At 71.4% G+C, this 14,623-nt stretch carries 15 protein-coding genes; 10 read left to right on the top strand and 5 right to left on the bottom strand.

Annotated elements, in window-relative coordinates:
• Nucleotides 1–97: 97 nt before the first annotated feature.
• The 3 genes from ACIBK6_RS30295 to ACIBK6_RS30285 all read left to right on the top strand — a co-directional run bounded on the left by ACIBK6_RS30295 (nt 98) and on the right by ACIBK6_RS30285 (nt 3,912).
• A complete protein-coding gene (locus ACIBK6_RS30295) occupies nt 98–3,109 on the top strand; it encodes a BTAD domain-containing putative transcriptional regulator (protein ID WP_399054616.1) in 3,012 nt (1,003 codons plus the stop codon).
• A 255-nt stretch (nt 3,110–3,364) separates the two neighbouring features.
• Entirely contained in the window at nt 3,365–3,574 is a 210-nt protein-coding gene (locus ACIBK6_RS30290; protein WP_399054615.1) for a hypothetical protein, read from the top strand.
• 188 nt (nt 3,575–3,762) lie between these two features.
• Nucleotides 3,763–3,912: a hypothetical protein gene (locus ACIBK6_RS30285; RefSeq protein WP_399054614.1), complete on the top strand. Its 150-nt coding sequence runs from the start codon at nt 3,763–3,765 to the stop codon at nt 3,910–3,912.
• Here the strand turns inward: ACIBK6_RS30285 and ACIBK6_RS30280 are convergent.
• Nucleotides 3,891–4,136 (bottom strand): hypothetical protein, encoded by a 246-nt coding sequence (locus ACIBK6_RS30280; protein WP_399054613.1) that lies wholly within the window; start codon nt 4,134–4,136, stop codon nt 3,891–3,893. The two genes, ACIBK6_RS30285 and ACIBK6_RS30280, sit on opposite strands and share 22 nt — an antisense overlap.
• A gap of 320 nt (nt 4,137–4,456) precedes the next feature.
• On the opposite strand from ACIBK6_RS30280, the gene ACIBK6_RS30275 reads away from it, so the two are divergent.
• Nucleotides 4,457–4,927, top strand: a complete 471-nt coding sequence (locus ACIBK6_RS30275; RefSeq protein ID WP_399054612.1) for an SRPBCC family protein — start codon at nt 4,457–4,459, stop codon at nt 4,925–4,927.
• Nucleotides 4,928–5,158: 231 nt separating this feature from the next.
• On the opposite strand, the gene ACIBK6_RS30270 is transcribed toward ACIBK6_RS30275, so the two are convergent.
• Nucleotides 5,159–6,928, bottom strand: a complete 1,770-nt coding sequence (locus ACIBK6_RS30270) for a DUF4157 domain-containing protein (protein ID WP_399054611.1) — start codon at nt 6,926–6,928, stop codon at nt 5,159–5,161.
• A gap of 415 nt (nt 6,929–7,343) precedes the next feature.
• Nucleotides 7,344–7,619 (bottom strand): hypothetical protein, encoded by a 276-nt coding sequence (locus ACIBK6_RS30265; protein WP_399054610.1) that lies wholly within the window; start codon nt 7,617–7,619, stop codon nt 7,344–7,346.
• 145 nt (nt 7,620–7,764) lie between these two features.
• On the opposite strand from ACIBK6_RS30265, the gene ACIBK6_RS30260 reads away from it, so the two are divergent.
• Both ACIBK6_RS30260 and ACIBK6_RS30255 read left to right on the top strand, forming a co-directional pair.
• Complete coding sequence (locus ACIBK6_RS30260) at nt 7,765–8,664, top strand: Scr1 family TA system antitoxin-like transcriptional regulator (protein WP_399054609.1); 900 nt, start codon at nt 7,765–7,767, stop codon at nt 8,662–8,664.
• A 72-nt stretch (nt 8,665–8,736) separates the two neighbouring features.
• Complete coding sequence (locus ACIBK6_RS30255; RefSeq protein ID WP_399054711.1) at nt 8,737–8,808, top strand: DUF397 domain-containing protein; 72 nt, start codon at nt 8,737–8,739, stop codon at nt 8,806–8,808.
• Here ACIBK6_RS30255 and ACIBK6_RS30250 read toward each other — a convergent pair.
• A complete protein-coding gene (locus ACIBK6_RS30250; RefSeq protein WP_399054710.1) occupies nt 8,798–10,408 on the bottom strand; it encodes a FadD3 family acyl-CoA ligase in 1,611 nt (536 codons plus the stop codon). The genes ACIBK6_RS30255 and ACIBK6_RS30250 overlap by 11 nt on opposite strands.
• A gap of 118 nt (nt 10,409–10,526) precedes the next feature.
• Between ACIBK6_RS30250 and ACIBK6_RS30245 the strand changes: the two genes are divergently transcribed.
• Genes ACIBK6_RS30245 through ACIBK6_RS30235 form a run of 3 tightly spaced genes read left to right on the top strand, consistent with a single transcriptional unit; the run spans nt 10,527 to nt 12,880 of the window.
• On the top strand, nt 10,527–11,675 hold the full coding sequence (locus tag ACIBK6_RS30245; RefSeq protein WP_399054608.1) for a lipid-transfer protein: 1,149 nt from the start codon (nt 10,527–10,529) through the stop codon (nt 11,673–11,675).
• Nucleotides 11,676–11,678: 3 nt separating this feature from the next.
• Nucleotides 11,679–12,110: a Zn-ribbon domain-containing OB-fold protein gene (locus ACIBK6_RS30240; protein ID WP_399054607.1), complete on the top strand. Its 432-nt coding sequence runs from the start codon at nt 11,679–11,681 to the stop codon at nt 12,108–12,110.
• Nucleotides 12,107–12,880: an enoyl-CoA hydratase/isomerase family protein gene (locus ACIBK6_RS30235; RefSeq protein ID WP_399054606.1), complete on the top strand. Its 774-nt coding sequence runs from the start codon at nt 12,107–12,109 to the stop codon at nt 12,878–12,880. Before ACIBK6_RS30240 ends, ACIBK6_RS30235 begins: the two co-directional genes overlap by 4 nt.
• 114 nt (nt 12,881–12,994) lie before the next feature.
• On the opposite strand, the gene ACIBK6_RS30230 is transcribed toward ACIBK6_RS30235, so the two are convergent.
• Nucleotides 12,995–13,588 (bottom strand): TetR/AcrR family transcriptional regulator, encoded by a 594-nt coding sequence (locus tag ACIBK6_RS30230; RefSeq protein ID WP_399054605.1) that lies wholly within the window; start codon nt 13,586–13,588, stop codon nt 12,995–12,997.
• Between the two features lie 71 nt (nt 13,589–13,659).
• On the opposite strand from ACIBK6_RS30230, the gene ACIBK6_RS30225 reads away from it, so the two are divergent.
• Entirely contained in the window at nt 13,660–14,496 is an 837-nt protein-coding gene (locus tag ACIBK6_RS30225; protein WP_399054604.1) for a class I SAM-dependent methyltransferase, read from the top strand.
• Nucleotides 14,497–14,623: the final 127 nt, after the last annotated feature.

Here is a 14,623-nt window from a genome sequence, read left to right as displayed (position 1 = left end):
GGCCTTGTGCAGAGCACCACCCGCTGCTGACGCGACCCCTCCGGACAGGGCAGACTGGCAGGGGCACACCAGTAGTACGGGGGTACAGGGGGCAGCTATGGACCGTGACGGCGGGCCGCGCGTACCGGAGCAGCGCGCTCCGCAACCGACGCCGCAGCGCGCGACGGAGCACCACGCCGAAGAGGCGGCCGAGCACGGCCCGCAGGCACCGGGGGCCGGGCTCCGCTTCGGCGTACTCGGACCCGTACGGGCCTGGCGGGGCGAGCAGGCCCTGCCGTCCGGTTCGCCGCAGCAGCGCGCCCTGCTCGCCGCCCTGCTCATGCGCGACGGCCGCACCGCCACCGCCGGGGAGCTCATCGACGCCATCTGGGGCGAGGAGCCGCCCTCGCAGGCGCTGGCCGCGCTGCGCACCTACGCCTCCCGGCTGCGCAAGGTCCTCGACCCCGGGGTCCTGGTCAGCGAGTCCGGCGGCTACGCGATCCGGGTCGGCGCCGCCACCCTCGACCTCGCCCGCGCGCAGGAGCTGGCCATCGCCGCCGAGAAGGCGCGGGCCGGCGGCGACCAGGGCCGGGCCCGCGACCTGCTCAACAGCGCGCTGGCCCACTGGGACGGCGAACCGCTCGCCAATGTGCCGGGCCCGTACGCCGAGGCCCAGCGCACCCGGCTCGCCGAATGGCGCCTCCAACTCACCGAGGCCCGCCTCGACATGGACCTGGAGGCGGGCTGCCACGCCGAGGCCGTCTCCGAGCTGACCGCGCTCACCGCCGCCCACCCGCTGCGCGAGCGGCTGCGCGAACTGCTGATGCTGGCCCTGTACCGCAGCGGCCGGCAGGCCGAGGCCCTCGCGGTGTACGCGGACACCCGGCGGCTGCTCGCCGACGAGCTCGGCGTCGACCCGCGGCCCGAACTCGCCCGCCTCCAGCAGCGCATCCTCCAGGCCGACGAGGACCTGGCCCGCCCGCCCGCCGAGGCACCCGCCTCCGCACCCGCCCCGGTACGTCCGGCCCAACTCCCCGCCTCCGTACCGGACTTCACCGGACGCGCCTCCTTCGTACGGGAGCTCACCTCACGCCTCGCCGAGGCCGAGACCACCGTCATGGCGGTCTCCGCGCTGGCCGGCATCGGCGGCGTCGGCAAGACCACCCTCGCGGTGCACGTGGCCCACGCGGCCCGCCCGCACTTCCCGGACGGGCAGCTGTACGTCGACCTCCAGGGCGCGGGCGCCCGCGCCGCCGAACCCGAGACCGTGCTCGGCGCCTTCCTGCGCGCGCTCGGCACCCCGGACTCGGCGATCCCCGAGTCGACGGAGGAGCGCGCGGCCCTGTTCCGCTCGACGCTCGACGGCCGCCGGGTCCTGGTGCTGCTCGACAACGCCCGTGACGCCGCCCAGATCCGGCCGCTGCTGCCGGGCACGGCGGGCTGCGCGGCGCTCGTCACCAGCCGGATCCGCATGGTCGACCTGGTCGGCGCGCACCTGGTCGACCTGGATGTGATGTCCCCCGACGAGGCGCTCCAGCTGTTCACCAGGATCGTCGGCGAGGAGCGGGTGTCGGCGGAGCGCGAGGCGGCCCTCGATGTGGTGGCCGCCTGCGGATTCCTCCCGCTCGCCATCCGCATCGCCGCGTCCCGCCTCGCCTCGCGGCGCACCTGGACGGTCTCGGTGCTCGCTGCGAAGCTCGCCGACGAGCGCCGCCGCCTGGACGAGCTCCAGGCCGGCGACCTCGCGGTGAAGGCCACCTTCGAACTCGGCTACGGCCAGCTGGAACCCGCCCAGGCCCGCGCCTTCCGCCTGCTCGGCCTGCCCGACGGCCCGGACATCTCGCTGGCCGCCGCGGCCGCCGTGCTCGACCTCCCGCTCCAGGAGACCGAGGACCTCCTGGAGTCCCTGGTGGACACCTCCCTGGTCGAATCCGCCGCCCCGGGCCGCTACCGCTACCACGACCTGGTGCGGCTCTACGCGCGCTCCTGCGCCGAGCGCGACGAAATGCCGCCGGTGGAGCGGGAGTTGGCGATGTCGCGGCTGCTCGACTTCTATCTGGCGACGACGGCGGGGGTGTACGCCCTGGAGCGGCCGGGCGACCGGCTGGTGGACCACCTGGAGCCGACCCGCCGCGCGGGGCTGCCCTTCGCGGACCGCCATGCCGCGCAGGACTGGCTGTACGCGGAGGCGATCCCGCTGCTCGCGTGCGTACGGCAGGTCGCGGACCGGCCGGACGCGCTGCGCCGGGCCGTGGATCTCCTGTGGGCCGCCCTCGACCTCGCCGAGTCGGGCACCAACTCCAAGGAGTACGTGTTCACCGCCTCCGCGCTCCAGGTGTCCGCCCATGCCTACGGCGACGTACGGGCGGAGGGGCGCGCCCTGACCGCGCTGGCCAACGCCCGCCACACCGCGGGCAGTTTCGACCAGGCGGACCGGGAGGCCGCCGAGGGGATGCGGCTGGCCGAGGTCGTCGAGGACCCCCTCCCCGGCTGCTGGGCCCCCAACATCCGGGGCGTCATCGCGCTCTACCAGAACCGCTACGAGGAGGGCGAGAAGCACCTCACCACGGCGATCGAGAACTACTCCCGGGGCGGCGACCGGCCCGGCGAGGCCAGCGCGCTGTGCAACCTGTCGCGCATCCATCTCGCCATGGGCCGCACGGCCAGCGCGGTGACCCTCGCGCAGAACGGCATCGCCATCTACGACGGGCTCGGGAACTCGCTGCGCGGCGCCAACGCCCGCTACGCGCTGGGTCTCGCCCTGGCGAAGAACGGCCAGCACGCCGAGGCGGTGCTGCGGCTCCAGGAGGCGCTGGACGTCTTCCGGGACAGCCGCCAGCACCTGTGGGAGGGCATGGCGCTGTTCCGCCTCGCCGAGGTGGACGTCGTCGCCAGGCGCCCCGCGCAGGCCGCGGCCAACGCGGAGATGGCGCTGACCCGGCTGCGCGGCATCGGGGGCGACTGGCGGCGCGGGAACGTACTCACCGTCCTTGGCCGGGCGTTGGACGCGGTCGGCCAGACCGGCCGGGCGCAGGTCTGCTGGCGGGAGTCGCTTGAGCTGTTCGAGGCCCTGGGCGCACCCGAGGCCGAGGCCGTCCGCGCCCTGCTGACCCCGGCGCGGGCCGCCTAGGGGGTGCCCGGTGCGACCCCGGCCATGACCCACCGGACGGGAACTCCGGCGGCTGGGACAGGTCGTTCATCGTTCGTTTATCGCCGCCCGGCACTCTCTTACTTAGTCGTTCCGTGGCGCCGGGGGGCAAGCGGGAGGGCGAACGGCCGCAGTACTACGCTGAGCGGCCCTGATGGACCCGTCCGGAAGCCCTCGGGGGAGCGGCCGGACGGGTCCCATCCATCACACAGCAAGGCCAACGGGAGAGATACCACCATGGGCGACATCAAGAGCACCGACCCGATCATCAAGCCACTGGACGTCCACGCCACGGCGCTCGCCGACGACGGCACGGTCAAGCCCCTGGACGTGCACGCCACGGCCGCCGGGGACCTCGGCACGGTCAAGCCTCTGGACGTCCATGCCACGGTCACCGGGGACGACTCGACGGACGATGTCCACGCCACCTCGGAGCCGGTCAAGTAGCTCCTTCTGAGCGGGGGACGGCCGCGACGGCGCGGAGGGGAGCCGTCGCGGCCGCGGCATGTCCGGAGCCGGCGGATTCGAGCGTTCGCCTGTCCCTTGCCCTTACGGCAAGCGAACATACATACGCCTCACACTGATGCCACACATGCCCCACAGAACCAACACCCCGCACAGCACATGGAGTTGCCATGACCCGCACCACCCGCCTGCTCGCCACGCTCGCCGTCGCCATAGCGGCCGCCATCGGCGCCGCCACCCCGGCCCTGGCCGCGAGCGACGCGACCGCCCAGGACATCCACGCCACGGTGGCCACCCCTCAGGACATCCACGCCACCTGAGCCACCGCGCTCGCGCCGCGACGCGCGTCTTCCGCGCCCCCGGCTGGGCCGAGCAACTCCCGGGCCATGGCGTGAACGGCGCGGATCTCGGCCATGGCCTCCCGCCAGGCGGGATCGTCCCTGTTGAGGACCTGTGCCACGTACTCGGCGGAGTGCAGGCGCGAGGCGAGGGCGGGGAAGCGCGCGATCTCGATGACGGTCGCCCAGGCCTCCAGGAACTGCACGATCGGACCGAGCGAGTCCGTGCGCTGCGAGGGCGATCGCCTCGTCCTTCTGCTGCTCGATCCCGGCCAGCCGGTGCGGTGCGATCTGGGCCAGGGCGACCCGGAGCGCCGTGGGCGTTCGCTCCGGGCGCGGGATGAGGGGGCCGCCGGGCTCGGTTTGGTGTGCGCTCATCCTGGTCCTTCCTGAGGCGTCAGGGGTCACCGTACGACCACGTGACGCGCATCACTACCGATGGCGTCACAGCTCCGCCCTCCCTCCCGTCCACTTGTCGAGCGCGGTCACCGCACCGCGCCATCCCGGCCAGGAGAAGGGACGAACCATGGAGACCTTGACCGTGCGACGCGTCATCGCAGCGCCGATCGCCGACGTATTCGACTGGTGCGCCACGAGCACCAACTACACCCGCTCCCCGTACATCCTCAAGGCCCGCCTGGCCCGGCCGGGCACGGGGGCGCCGTACGGAGTGGGGGCGGTCCGGCTGCACACGTGGACGATCGGCTACTTCCGCGAGCGCATCACGGCGTACGACGCGCCGCACAGCTTCGACTACACCGTCGAGCGCAGCATCCCGGCCTCCCGGCACGAGCTCGGCCGCATGACCTTTACGGAGGTCGACGGCGGTACGGAGGTCGTCTGGACGACCAGGTTCGAGGTCCGCGCACCCTTCGGCGCCACCCTCACCCGCCTCGCCAAGCCCCTCATCGCCCACGCCTTCGCCAACATCCTGGCCACGGCCGACCGAGCACTCACAGCCAACCCGGCCGCCGCCAGCCGCGGGCGCGGTCGGTAGCGGGCGACCGAAGCTCGGGGACCGCCTTCGACAGGGCGGACAGGTGCACAGAGTCAGCGCATCCCCAACGCATCGGCGATGCCGTCGGGCAGCACATCGAAGTCGTCCGGGATGTGGACCTGTCCCCGGAGTGAACCTCGGCCGGTTCGACGTGCGTTGGGGCGGGCCGACACCACCTCTGCCACCGGCTCGCGACGCTGGTCAGCCGACCATTGGGTGGCAGCCTGTGGGTCACGTGACCAGCCCCGCGTTGCGGAGTGCGGTGAGGCCCTCCGGATAGTTCGTGCTGATGTGGGTCAGGACATCGGCGTCCGAGACGGTGAGCTGCTTGTGTGCGGCGCACTCCTGGAGCCAGACGATTCCGGGCTGCACGCTCAGACTCTTGAAGCTACTCTTCCCGTCGCTGCCCTGGAAGCCGTACTTCTTGTGGTTGTTGGTGAGCCACTGGATGACCGCGGCGGTGTCCTTGGGAAGCGGTTCGAGTGCCGTGACGCCAGGCATCTGAGCCCTGCCCGCGATCGCGGTGGCCACGTCGGAGTCGCTGGAGTCGCCGCCGAGAATCCCGGCCTTGTAGAGCGCCAGGCAGGCCCTCATGTACTCCTGGCGGCGTACCGCGTTCACCTGGCCGGTGACGCTGTCGGCCGCGTTCCGGGCGTGGTCGAGAAGGGAGGGGGAGGCCTTGAGGATGTCCTGGCGCATGAAGTTCATGGACACCTCGAACCGCCCGCGTTCGATCCAGTAGTTCGCGAAGATCATGGGGTCGTTCGTGATGTCGGGGCTGCCCGCCATCTGCCACTTGGCCGCGTTCGACTCGACCGTCTGTGCCGTCACCTGCGGATAGGCGATCTCGGCTACGTACGGCTTGGTCTGCCACCCGGAGCCGTCCTTCTCGAAGATGTGGCCCAGGCTCCTCGCGGACGTGATGTCGTACCAGGCGACCTCGCTCCCTTCGAGTTGGAGGACGACATCGGGACGGGTGTTGCCGTGGGTGACCTGCATGGCCACGGAGAACGTGAGGCCGGAGGCCGGACCGATCCAGGACTTCCGCTCGGTGAGGAACACCTTGGTGGCGAGGGACTCGATGGCGTAGCCGGCCATGGCGGGGACCAGCGCGGCTATCTCCGCCTTCTTCGCCGGGGTGGCCTGCAGGTATTCCTGCCACTGCTCCGCCCACCGGCTCAGATATCCGTCCGTACGCGCGAGATTGACGTCGGTCGGATTCTGGGTGGCCTGGAGCCAAGCGATCTGGACGGCCGCGTCGAGCTTCTCGCCGAAGCTCACCAGGTCCTTCCCGACCTGCTCGGTGGGGATCTTGCCGGACGTCGGGTAGGGGTGGATGGAGCGCTGGACGGACTCCGGGCCGCTGCCGGCCCGTTCGGCCGGGCTCTGCGTTGCCTGGCCGGGCACCGGCCCGCTCAAGGCCCTCGTGGCGTTGGCCTCCGCCTCCCGCTCGAAGCGGTCCGACGGGTCCGAGACGCGCAGCCCCGAGCCATTGTCCGTGCCGGCCACCGGTCCCTGCCGCTGCTGGATGACGTGGGTCAGCTCATGGGCCAGGGTGTGCCGGTCGGCGCCGCCCTCGCCGATGACGACATGGCTGCCCGAGGTGTAGGCGCGGGCGCCGACCTCGGCCGCCGACGCCTTGGCCGCGCTGTCGTTGTGGATGCGCACATCGGAGAAGTCGGCGCCGAGCCGCGATTCCATGTCGGTGCGGGTGACATCGTCCAGCGGCGTGCCACCCGTGCGGAGGACGTCATGGACGGCGGAGCGCTGCACTGCGGGCTGCTCGGCCTGCTGGTGACCACAGCCGGCTCCGTGCTGGTGCTGTTCCTGGGCCCAGGGGTGGCCGGCTTGGCGGAGCGTCTGGAGGACGACGGCGTTGCCCGCCGTTCCCTGCAGGGCAAGGAGCCCCGTGAGCGGCGTGCTGGTTCCGACCGCGGCTTTGCGGTCAAGTCTGCGACTGCTCTCGGTTCCGGTCGCTCTGGCGTTGTCGTGGTCGCGCAATGGAGCCTCTTCCGGCGCAGGGGTGTCAACTCTTCCTGGATACGCTGAATGTGATCCATGAGGCCAGGCACTGAAGGGCAGATGCGGGTGCCTGAACGGCCCTTTCGGGGACGGGCTGGACTGGGAAGACGTTGATTGATGTGTGGTCGGCGCCGCCGTGCTTCTACCGTGGCGGGGTTGATGCGGGGTGCCATTTCAGTTGGGCTGTTGCCTCGATCACCCTGACTGCCGAAATCGCAGCGACCGCAATAACTCCCTGGCGAAGCAGGGCCTTTCTCCGCAGGCGAAAGCCGCTCGGGAGAAAGGCAATCGCCTGATCAAGCTCGACTTGCACGATGCGCCGACAGGGGTGGGGTTCGGTATCGCCCGGCTGCCGGAAAGGATCACGGGCGTCCCTCCCCGCTGATCTCGTCGATCAGACGAGCCGGCCGTCCTCCGTGAACTTCTCCCGCAACTGCTCCGCCCCGCGCAAGGCCTCGGCCAGCCTCCGCGCCGTGTCGGTGTTGCAGTTGCCGAGCGCGACCAGGAGCGACGGGGCGGGGTACCGGCTCACAAAGCTCGGCAGGTCCAGGCGGAGGGAGGGCAGGATGATGCCGTGGGCCATCAGTGCGCGGCGCAGCTCTTCCACGCAGCGGGTCATGTCGTCGGCATCCGAGCGGTCGGAAGCGGGGCAGTTCTCGTGGGGGCTCATCGGGCAGCGCCTTCCTGTGTGTGCGTGCGTTCTGTGACGTTCCAGTCACACACTGGCGCGAAGTGCCCTACGGTAAAAGGGGTTTGAGTTCCCGTGCGCGAACTGTGAAGCCCCGCACGGACGTTGTGGAATGGGTGGGCAGACCATGGTGCGACGCAAGGACATCGACGGCTCGGAAAGCGTGCCCTGCTTCTACGGCAAGGAGCTGCGCTGGAAGCGGGAGGCTGCCGGGCTCACGTTGCAGCAGCTGGTTGAGGGGAGCTTCTACGGGCTGAGCTACCTCAGCGAGATCGAGCGCGGGCACCGCCGCATGCCCCGTGATCTGGCCGAGCATGTAGACCGGAGGCTCAAGACGGACGGCTTCTTCGCCCGAAACTGCGAGGACGTACGCAAGGCCAAACGGGCAGGCCAGGACCAGGGCTCGTACTTCAAGCGGATCCTGGAGGTGGAGAAGGACGCCGAGTACATCGAGGAATGGTGCGCCACCTGGATCCCTGGCCTCCTCCAGACCGAGGCGTACGCCCGCGCCGTGGTCCGGGCCGGGCACCCGTTGGAACCACAGGCCCAATCGGACGCGAAGGTGTACGAACGCCTCACGCGGGCGGGCGATCTCCTCAGTACCGGACTCAGACGGCCCGAGTACTGGGTGATCCTGCACGAGTCGCTGCTGCGTCAGCCGATCCTGCCGTCCTCGGAGATGGCTGAACAACTGAACCAGATCGCAGAGTTGGCCCACCAGCACCGGTTCACTCCACAGATCCTTCCGTGGAACTCCACGGCGCATCCCGTGATGGCCGGCACGGTCATGTCCCTGGGCTTCCCCGACGCTCCGCCGCTGGTCTACACAGAGTCGTCGTACAGCGGCAACACCATCGAGGACCCTGCCCCCGTGAAGCTGTACCGCCGGTCGTACGATCGGCTCAGGGCCGCCGCTCTGCCGCCGGAGGAGTCACTCGCCCTGATCGAGGGCGCGGCTGAGAACTTCCGGAATGGCAAGCACCAACTGTGGCTTGAGGAGCGCGACTTGACGCAAGAGCGCCTATAACAATGGGGGCGGCGGAAGCTGCGTCAAGGTCACCGACGACCTCGCGGCCTCGTCCCCGTACGCGACTCGAAGGTGCAGGAAGGCCCCGTCCTGCTCTTCCGGGCCCCCACCTGGGCCGCGTTCGTGGCCGACGTCAAGGGCTGAGCCGGGGGCCACCAGTACAAGGGCGGGCCCGTAGCTCACCCTTCACCACCTTCCCGCTCGCGTTCCTCGGCAGTTCGGCCACGAACTCGACCTCCCTCGGCACCTTGTAGTTCGCCATCTCGCGGCGGGACCAGGCGATCAGGTCGTCCGCTGTCAGGGGGGAGCCGGGGCGGCGGACCACGTAGGCCTTGCCGGCCTCGCCCAGGCGGGCGTCCGGGATGCCGATCACCGCCGCGTCGGCCACCTCCGGGTGCAGGAGCAGGAGTTGCTCGATCTCCGCCGGGTAGGCGTTGAAGCCGCCGACGATGAACATGTCCTTGATCCGGTCGGTGATGCGGAGGTTGCCCGCATCGTCCAACACCCCGATGTCTCCCGTGTGCAGCCAGCCCTGCGCGTCGATCGCCGCCGCCGTCTCCGCCTCGTCCTCGAAGTAGCCCCGCATGACGTTGAAGCCGCGCACGAGGATCTCACCCGGTTCGCCCGGGTCAGCGCAGACGCGCACCTCCGTGCCGGGTATCGCGCGGCCCGATGTCGAGGCGATCACCCCCGCCTCGTCGCCGCGCCGGCACATCGTGACGATGCCGCTCGCCTCGGACAGGCCGTACGCGGTCAGTACGGTGTCCACGCCCAGCTCGCCCCGCAGCCGTTCGACCAGGCGCAGCGGGACGACCGCCGCGCCCGTCACCACCAGCCTCAGCGCGCTCAGGTCGTGCTGGTCACGGGCCGGGTGGTCCAGGAGGGACTGGTGGAGGGTGGGCGGGCCCGGCAGGACCGAGATGTGTTCGGCCGCGATGTTGGCGAGCGCGGTGTCCACGTTGAACACCGGCTGCGGCACCATCGTCGCGCCCCGCATCAGGCACGCGATGATGCCCGCCTTGTAGCCGAAGGTGTGGAAGAACGGGTTCACGATCAGATAGCGGTCGCCCTCGCGCAGGCCCGCGAGCTCCGACCAGATGGCATAGCCGCGCAGCGTCTGGGCGTGGCTGATCACCGCGCCCTTGGGGCGGCCGGTGGTGCCCGAGGTGAAGATGATGTCGGAGGGGGCGTCGGGGGAGATGGCGTCCGCGCGGGACCTGACCTCCGTCCCCGAGATCCCTTCCCCGCCCGCCAGGAAGTCCTTCCACGTACGGAAGTTGTCGGGGGCGTCCTCCGAGAGGACCACCACCTGCTCCAGGTGCGGGAGAGACGGCAGCGGGCCGGGGCCACTCCCCTCGGCCGTCGCGCGGCGCAGTGAGGCGACGTACGAGGTGCCCAGGAACGTGCCGGTCACGAACAGCAGCTTCGCGCGGCTGCGTTCGAGGACGTACGCCGCCTCCGCGCCCTTGAACCGCGTGTTCAGCGGCACGAGTACCGCGCCCGCCGTCACCGCGCCGAGCGCCGAGACGATCCAGTCCAGGGTGTTGGGCGCCCACACCGCCACCCGGTCGCCCGCTTCGACGCCCGCCGCCATGCACGCGGCCGCCGCCCGTTCGACGCGCTCGCCGAGTTCCGCGTACGGGATCCGGCTGCGGCCCTCCACGACGGCCTCCCGCTCGCCGTACCGTTCGGCGGCGGCGCGCACCAGCTTCGCGATCGTGCCCCACTCCAGGTCTCCGCGCATCTCCAGGTCTCCGCGCATCGAAAGCCCCATCGAAAGCTCCTCCGCTAGCTGACTATCCGTCAGATTAGCTGTAGCCTCCTGCGCTGTCAGTACTGGTGACGCTCGTGGAGGTGGGGCCATGGCCACCCTGAAGGACGCGACAGCCATCGTCGGGATCGGGCAGACGGCCTTCGCCAAGCAACTCCCCGAGTCCGAGAAGGCGTTGGCGTGCCGGGCGATCCTCGCCGCCCTGGACGACGCGGGCATCAGCGCGTCGGAGGTGGACGCGTTCGCCTCGTACACCATGGAGGAGACCGACGAGGTGGAGGTCGCCAAGTCCATCGGGGCGGGCGATGCCACCCACTTCTCCAAAGTGGGCTACGGCGGCGGCGGTTCGTGCGCCACCGTCGCCCACCTCGCCGCCGCGATAGCCACCGGCCAGGCGAGCGTCGGTGTCGCCTGGCGGTCCAGGAAGCGGGGCAGCGGCCCAAGACCCTGGAAGAACACGGCGGTTCAGCTGCCCACCCCGGCCCAGTGGACGCGGCCCTTCGGTCTGCTGCGGCCCGCCGACGAGATCGGCATGCTGGCCCGCCGCTATCTGCACGAGCACGGCGCCAGCCGCGACCACCTCTTCAACGTCGCCCTCGCCTGCCGCAACCGCGCCAACCAGAACCCGGCCGCGATCATGTACGAGCGCCCGCTGACCCGGGAGATGTACATGACGTCGCGCTGGATCAGCGAACCGCTCTGCCTTTTCGACAACTGCCTTGAGACGGATGGGGCGTTGGCGTGTGTCGTCGTATCCGCCGAGCGTGCGCGTGACTGCCGGCAGAAGCCCGTGTACGTGCACTCCGCCGCCCAGGGCCTGCCCGCCCAGCACCACGGCATGGTCAACTACTGGAACGACGACCCGCTGACCGGCCCCGCCTGGACCGCCGCCCGACACCTGTGGAAGCAAGCGGACTTCGGGCCGGATGACGTGGACGTCGCCCAGATCTACGACGCGTTCACCCCGCTCATCCCGCTCTCCCTGGAGGGCTACGGCTTCTGCGGGCGCGGCGAGGGCGCCGCGTTCACCGAGGGCGGCGCGCTGGAGATCGGCGGGCGGCTGCCGATCAACACCGGCGGCGGCGGCCTCAGCGAGGCCTACGTCCACGGGTTCAACCTCATCAACGAGGGCGTGAAGCAACTGCGCGGCATCAGTACCGCCCAGGTCCCGGACGCCGCGACCTGCCTGGTCACCGCGGGCGAGGGGGTCCCCACCTCCGCCCTGCTGCTGAGGAGTTGAGAGATGCTGACACCTGTGGTGGACGCCGACGGCGCCCCCTTCTGGGAGTACGCGGCCCGGGGCGAACTCCGCGTCCAAGCCTGCGCCGCCCCCGACTGCGGCCAGCTGCGCTTCCCGCCCCGGCCGTGCTGCCCGCACTGCCAGTCCTTCGACAGCGAGTGGCGCCTCATGTCGGGGCGCGGCCGCATCTGGTCGTACGTCGTCCCGCACCCCCCGCTGCTCCCCGAGTACGCGGCGCAGGCCCCGTACAACGCGGTGGTCGTGGAGCTCGCCGAGGATCCGCTGATCCGGCTGGTCGGCAATGTGGTCGCCGAGCCCGACGCCCCGCTCGACTCGGTCGACCCGGCGCGGCTCAGGATCGGGGCGCGCGTGCAGGTCGCGTTCACCGAGACCGGCCAGATCACCGTGCCGCGCTGGCTCCTGGAGCGCTCATGAGCATCCTGGTGGCACGCGACAAGGAGACCGGCGTCGCGATCGTCACCCTGAACCGGCCGGAGCGTCTGAACGCGGTGGACTTGGGGATGGCGTCTCAACTGTCGTGTGTGTGGCGGGAGTTGAGGTGCGACGACTCGGTACGGGCGATCGTGGTCACCGGGGCCGGGGAGCGGGCGTTCTGCACCGGCATCGACCGCTCGGCCGAGGTGCCGCAGCCCTCGTCGCCGTACTCGACCGACGATCCGCTCCTCGCGATCGGCCCGAAGGCCAACGACCTGTGGAAGCCGGTGATCGCCGCCGTGCGCGGGATGGCCTGCGGCGGGGCGTTCTACCTGCTGGGCGAGGCGGAGTTCGTGGTCGCCGCCGAGGACGCCACGTTCTTCGACCCGCACACGACGTACGGGATGGTCAGCGCGTACGAGTCGATGTATCTGGCGCTGCGGATGCCGTACGGAGAAGTGGCCAGGCTGGCGCTGCTGGGGACGGCGGAGCGGATGTCGGCGCGGCGGGCGTACGAGGTGGGCTTCGTGAGCGAACTGACCGCGCCGGGTGGGGAGTTGATGGCGGCGGTGCGGTGCGCCGAGACGATCGCGGGGTATCCGACCGGGGCGGTGCAGGGCACGGTGCGGTCGGTGTGGGCGGCGAAGGAGGGCGCCCTCGCCCGCGCGGTGACGCTGGCCCCGCACCTCGTTTCCCTCGGGAGCCTGTCGCCTGAGCGGCAGGCTGAGCTTTTCGCTGAGCGGCGGTCGAAGGACTTCAGGGTGCGGTAGCGCTCCGCGGGGTGCGGTTGATTTTCGGCTGCGGTAGCGCTCCGCGGGGTGTGCGGTTGTTCGGCTGCGGGCCATCCGTGGCTGGTCGCGCAGTTCCCCGCGCCCCTTATGGGCTTAGCGGACTGGCCTGGCTGGGGCCATGACTGCCACCACGGCCTTGTGCACGGCTTCGGGGTGCGGTGTCGGCCCCGTGCGGTCGGCGAAGAGGAGGTGGGCGGTGCCGATCAGGGTGGGGGCGAGCTCGTCGAGGTCGGCGTCGGCGGCGAGGCGGCCCAGGTCGCGCTCGGCCGCGAGGTACGCGGCGATCATGGCAGTGGCCTCGGTGAGCAGGGGGATGCCGGTCGGGGTGGTCGCGCGCAGCCGGGCGCGCAGGCCGTCGCGGGAGGTGACGAGGCCGACGATCGCCACCGCGACCGGCCCGAACAGGTCCGTCAGCGCGCCGGTGACGTTGCCCGCGACGCTGCCGGTCCCGGCGGTCGCGCGCAGGGCGGCGGCCTGGTGGGCGATCCGGGCCATCCGGTCGAGGACGAGCTCGGCGAGGAAGGCGTCGAAGTCGGCGAAGTGCCGGTGCAGGACACCCTTGGCGCAACCCGCCTCCTCGGTGACCGCCCGGCTGGTCAGCGCGTTCGGGCCGCCCCCGAGCAGGACGCGCTCGGCGGCGTCGAACAATTGCTGCCGCACATCTCGGATGGCTGTCCCGGTCGGCACCGCGCACCTCTCCTTCGGTTCGTCGCCCCCGCCCGGTTGACGAGTGGGCGCTTGCCCACCAGAGTGGGCACATGCCCACTATAGCGTCGGGGCGCTCCACCCCCGACCGGCCCGACCCCCGTCAACTCCGGGACACCGCCGAGTCGTTCGGCTCCGACGCCGAGCGCTACGACCGGGCCCGGCCCCGCTACCCCGACGCCCTGGTGGACCGGATCACGACGGCCGCCCCCGGGCCCGCCGTCCTCGACGTGGGCTGCGGTACCGGGATCGTCGCCCGGCAGTTCCGGGCGGCCGGGCGCGAGGTGCTCGGTGTAGAGCCCGACGCGCGGATGGCCGCGGTGGCGCGGCGGGCCGGGACCGAGGTGGACGAGGCGCGGTTCGAGGCGTGGGACCCGGCCGGGCGGGCCTTCGACGCGGTGGTGGCCGGCCAGACCTGGCACTGGATCGATCCGGTCGCGGGCGCGGCCAAGGCGGCGCACGCGCTGCGGCCCGGCGGTGTGCTGGCCGTGTTCTGGAACGTGGCTCAGCTTCCGTCCGAGGTGACGGAGGCGACCGCGGTGGCCTGCCGCCGGGTGCTGCCCGACTCGCCGTTCGACTTCCAGGCGATGGCGAAACCGGCCCTGGACGCCTACACCCCGATGTTCACCACTACCGAGGACGGGATCCGGGCGGCGGGCGGCTTCGACGCCCCGGAGAGGTGGCGGTGCGACTGGGAGTGGCCCTACAGCCGGGCCGACTGGCTCGACCAGCTGCCCACCCACGGCCCCCTCACCCGGCTCCCGCCGGACCGGCTCGCCGAGGTGCTGGCGGACGTCGGGGCCGCAATCGACGCACTGGGCGGCGGCTTCACCGCGCGGTACGCGACGGTGGCGGTCATCGCGGTGCGGACCGGTACCACGGCGCCCTGACGTGACGAGCCAACCCCCGGTCCACGATCATGTGCGTCGGCGCGGCGGCGAGCGGAGGGACTGGGGGTTCCCGGTAGCGCGGTAGTCGCGCCGGGCGTAGCGTCGGCAGCGAGAGCCAGCTGGAAGG

This window comes from Streptomyces sp. NPDC050485, assembly GCF_044458185.1.
Taxonomy (GTDB): Bacteria; Actinomycetota; Actinomycetes; order Streptomycetales; family Streptomycetaceae; genus Streptomyces.
Note: the sequence above shows the minus strand (reverse complement) of the source record. Positions and strands in the feature narration are given on the sequence as shown.

Excerpts from the sequence above, each read along its gene's own strand:
- ACIBK6_RS30295 (WP_399054616.1), top strand. The coding sequence starts at position 98 with ATGGACCGTGACGGCGGGCCGCGCGTACCGGAGCAGCGCGCTCCGCAA.
- ACIBK6_RS30265 (WP_399054610.1), bottom strand. The coding sequence starts at position 7,619 with ATGAGCCCCCACGAGAACTGCCCCGCTTCCGACCGCTCGGATGCCGAC.
- ACIBK6_RS30290 (WP_399054615.1), top strand. The coding sequence starts at position 3,365 with ATGGGCGACATCAAGAGCACCGACCCGATCATCAAGCCACTGGACGTC.
- ACIBK6_RS30245 (WP_399054608.1), top strand. The coding sequence starts at position 10,527 with ATGGCCACCCTGAAGGACGCGACAGCCATCGTCGGGATCGGGCAGACG.
- ACIBK6_RS30275 (WP_399054612.1), top strand. The coding sequence starts at position 4,457 with ATGGAGACCTTGACCGTGCGACGCGTCATCGCAGCGCCGATCGCCGAC.
- ACIBK6_RS30235 (WP_399054606.1), top strand. The coding sequence starts at position 12,107 with ATGAGCATCCTGGTGGCACGCGACAAGGAGACCGGCGTCGCGATCGTC.
- ACIBK6_RS30240 (WP_399054607.1), top strand. The coding sequence starts at position 11,679 with ATGCTGACACCTGTGGTGGACGCCGACGGCGCCCCCTTCTGGGAGTAC.
- ACIBK6_RS30260 (WP_399054609.1), top strand. The coding sequence starts at position 7,765 with ATGGTGCGACGCAAGGACATCGACGGCTCGGAAAGCGTGCCCTGCTTC.
- ACIBK6_RS30285 (WP_399054614.1), top strand. The coding sequence starts at position 3,763 with ATGACCCGCACCACCCGCCTGCTCGCCACGCTCGCCGTCGCCATAGCG.
- ACIBK6_RS30250 (WP_399054710.1), bottom strand. The coding sequence starts at position 10,408 with ATGCGCGGAGACCTGGAGTGGGGCACGATCGCGAAGCTGGTGCGCGCC.
- ACIBK6_RS30225 (WP_399054604.1), top strand. The coding sequence starts at position 13,660 with ATGCCCACTATAGCGTCGGGGCGCTCCACCCCCGACCGGCCCGACCCC.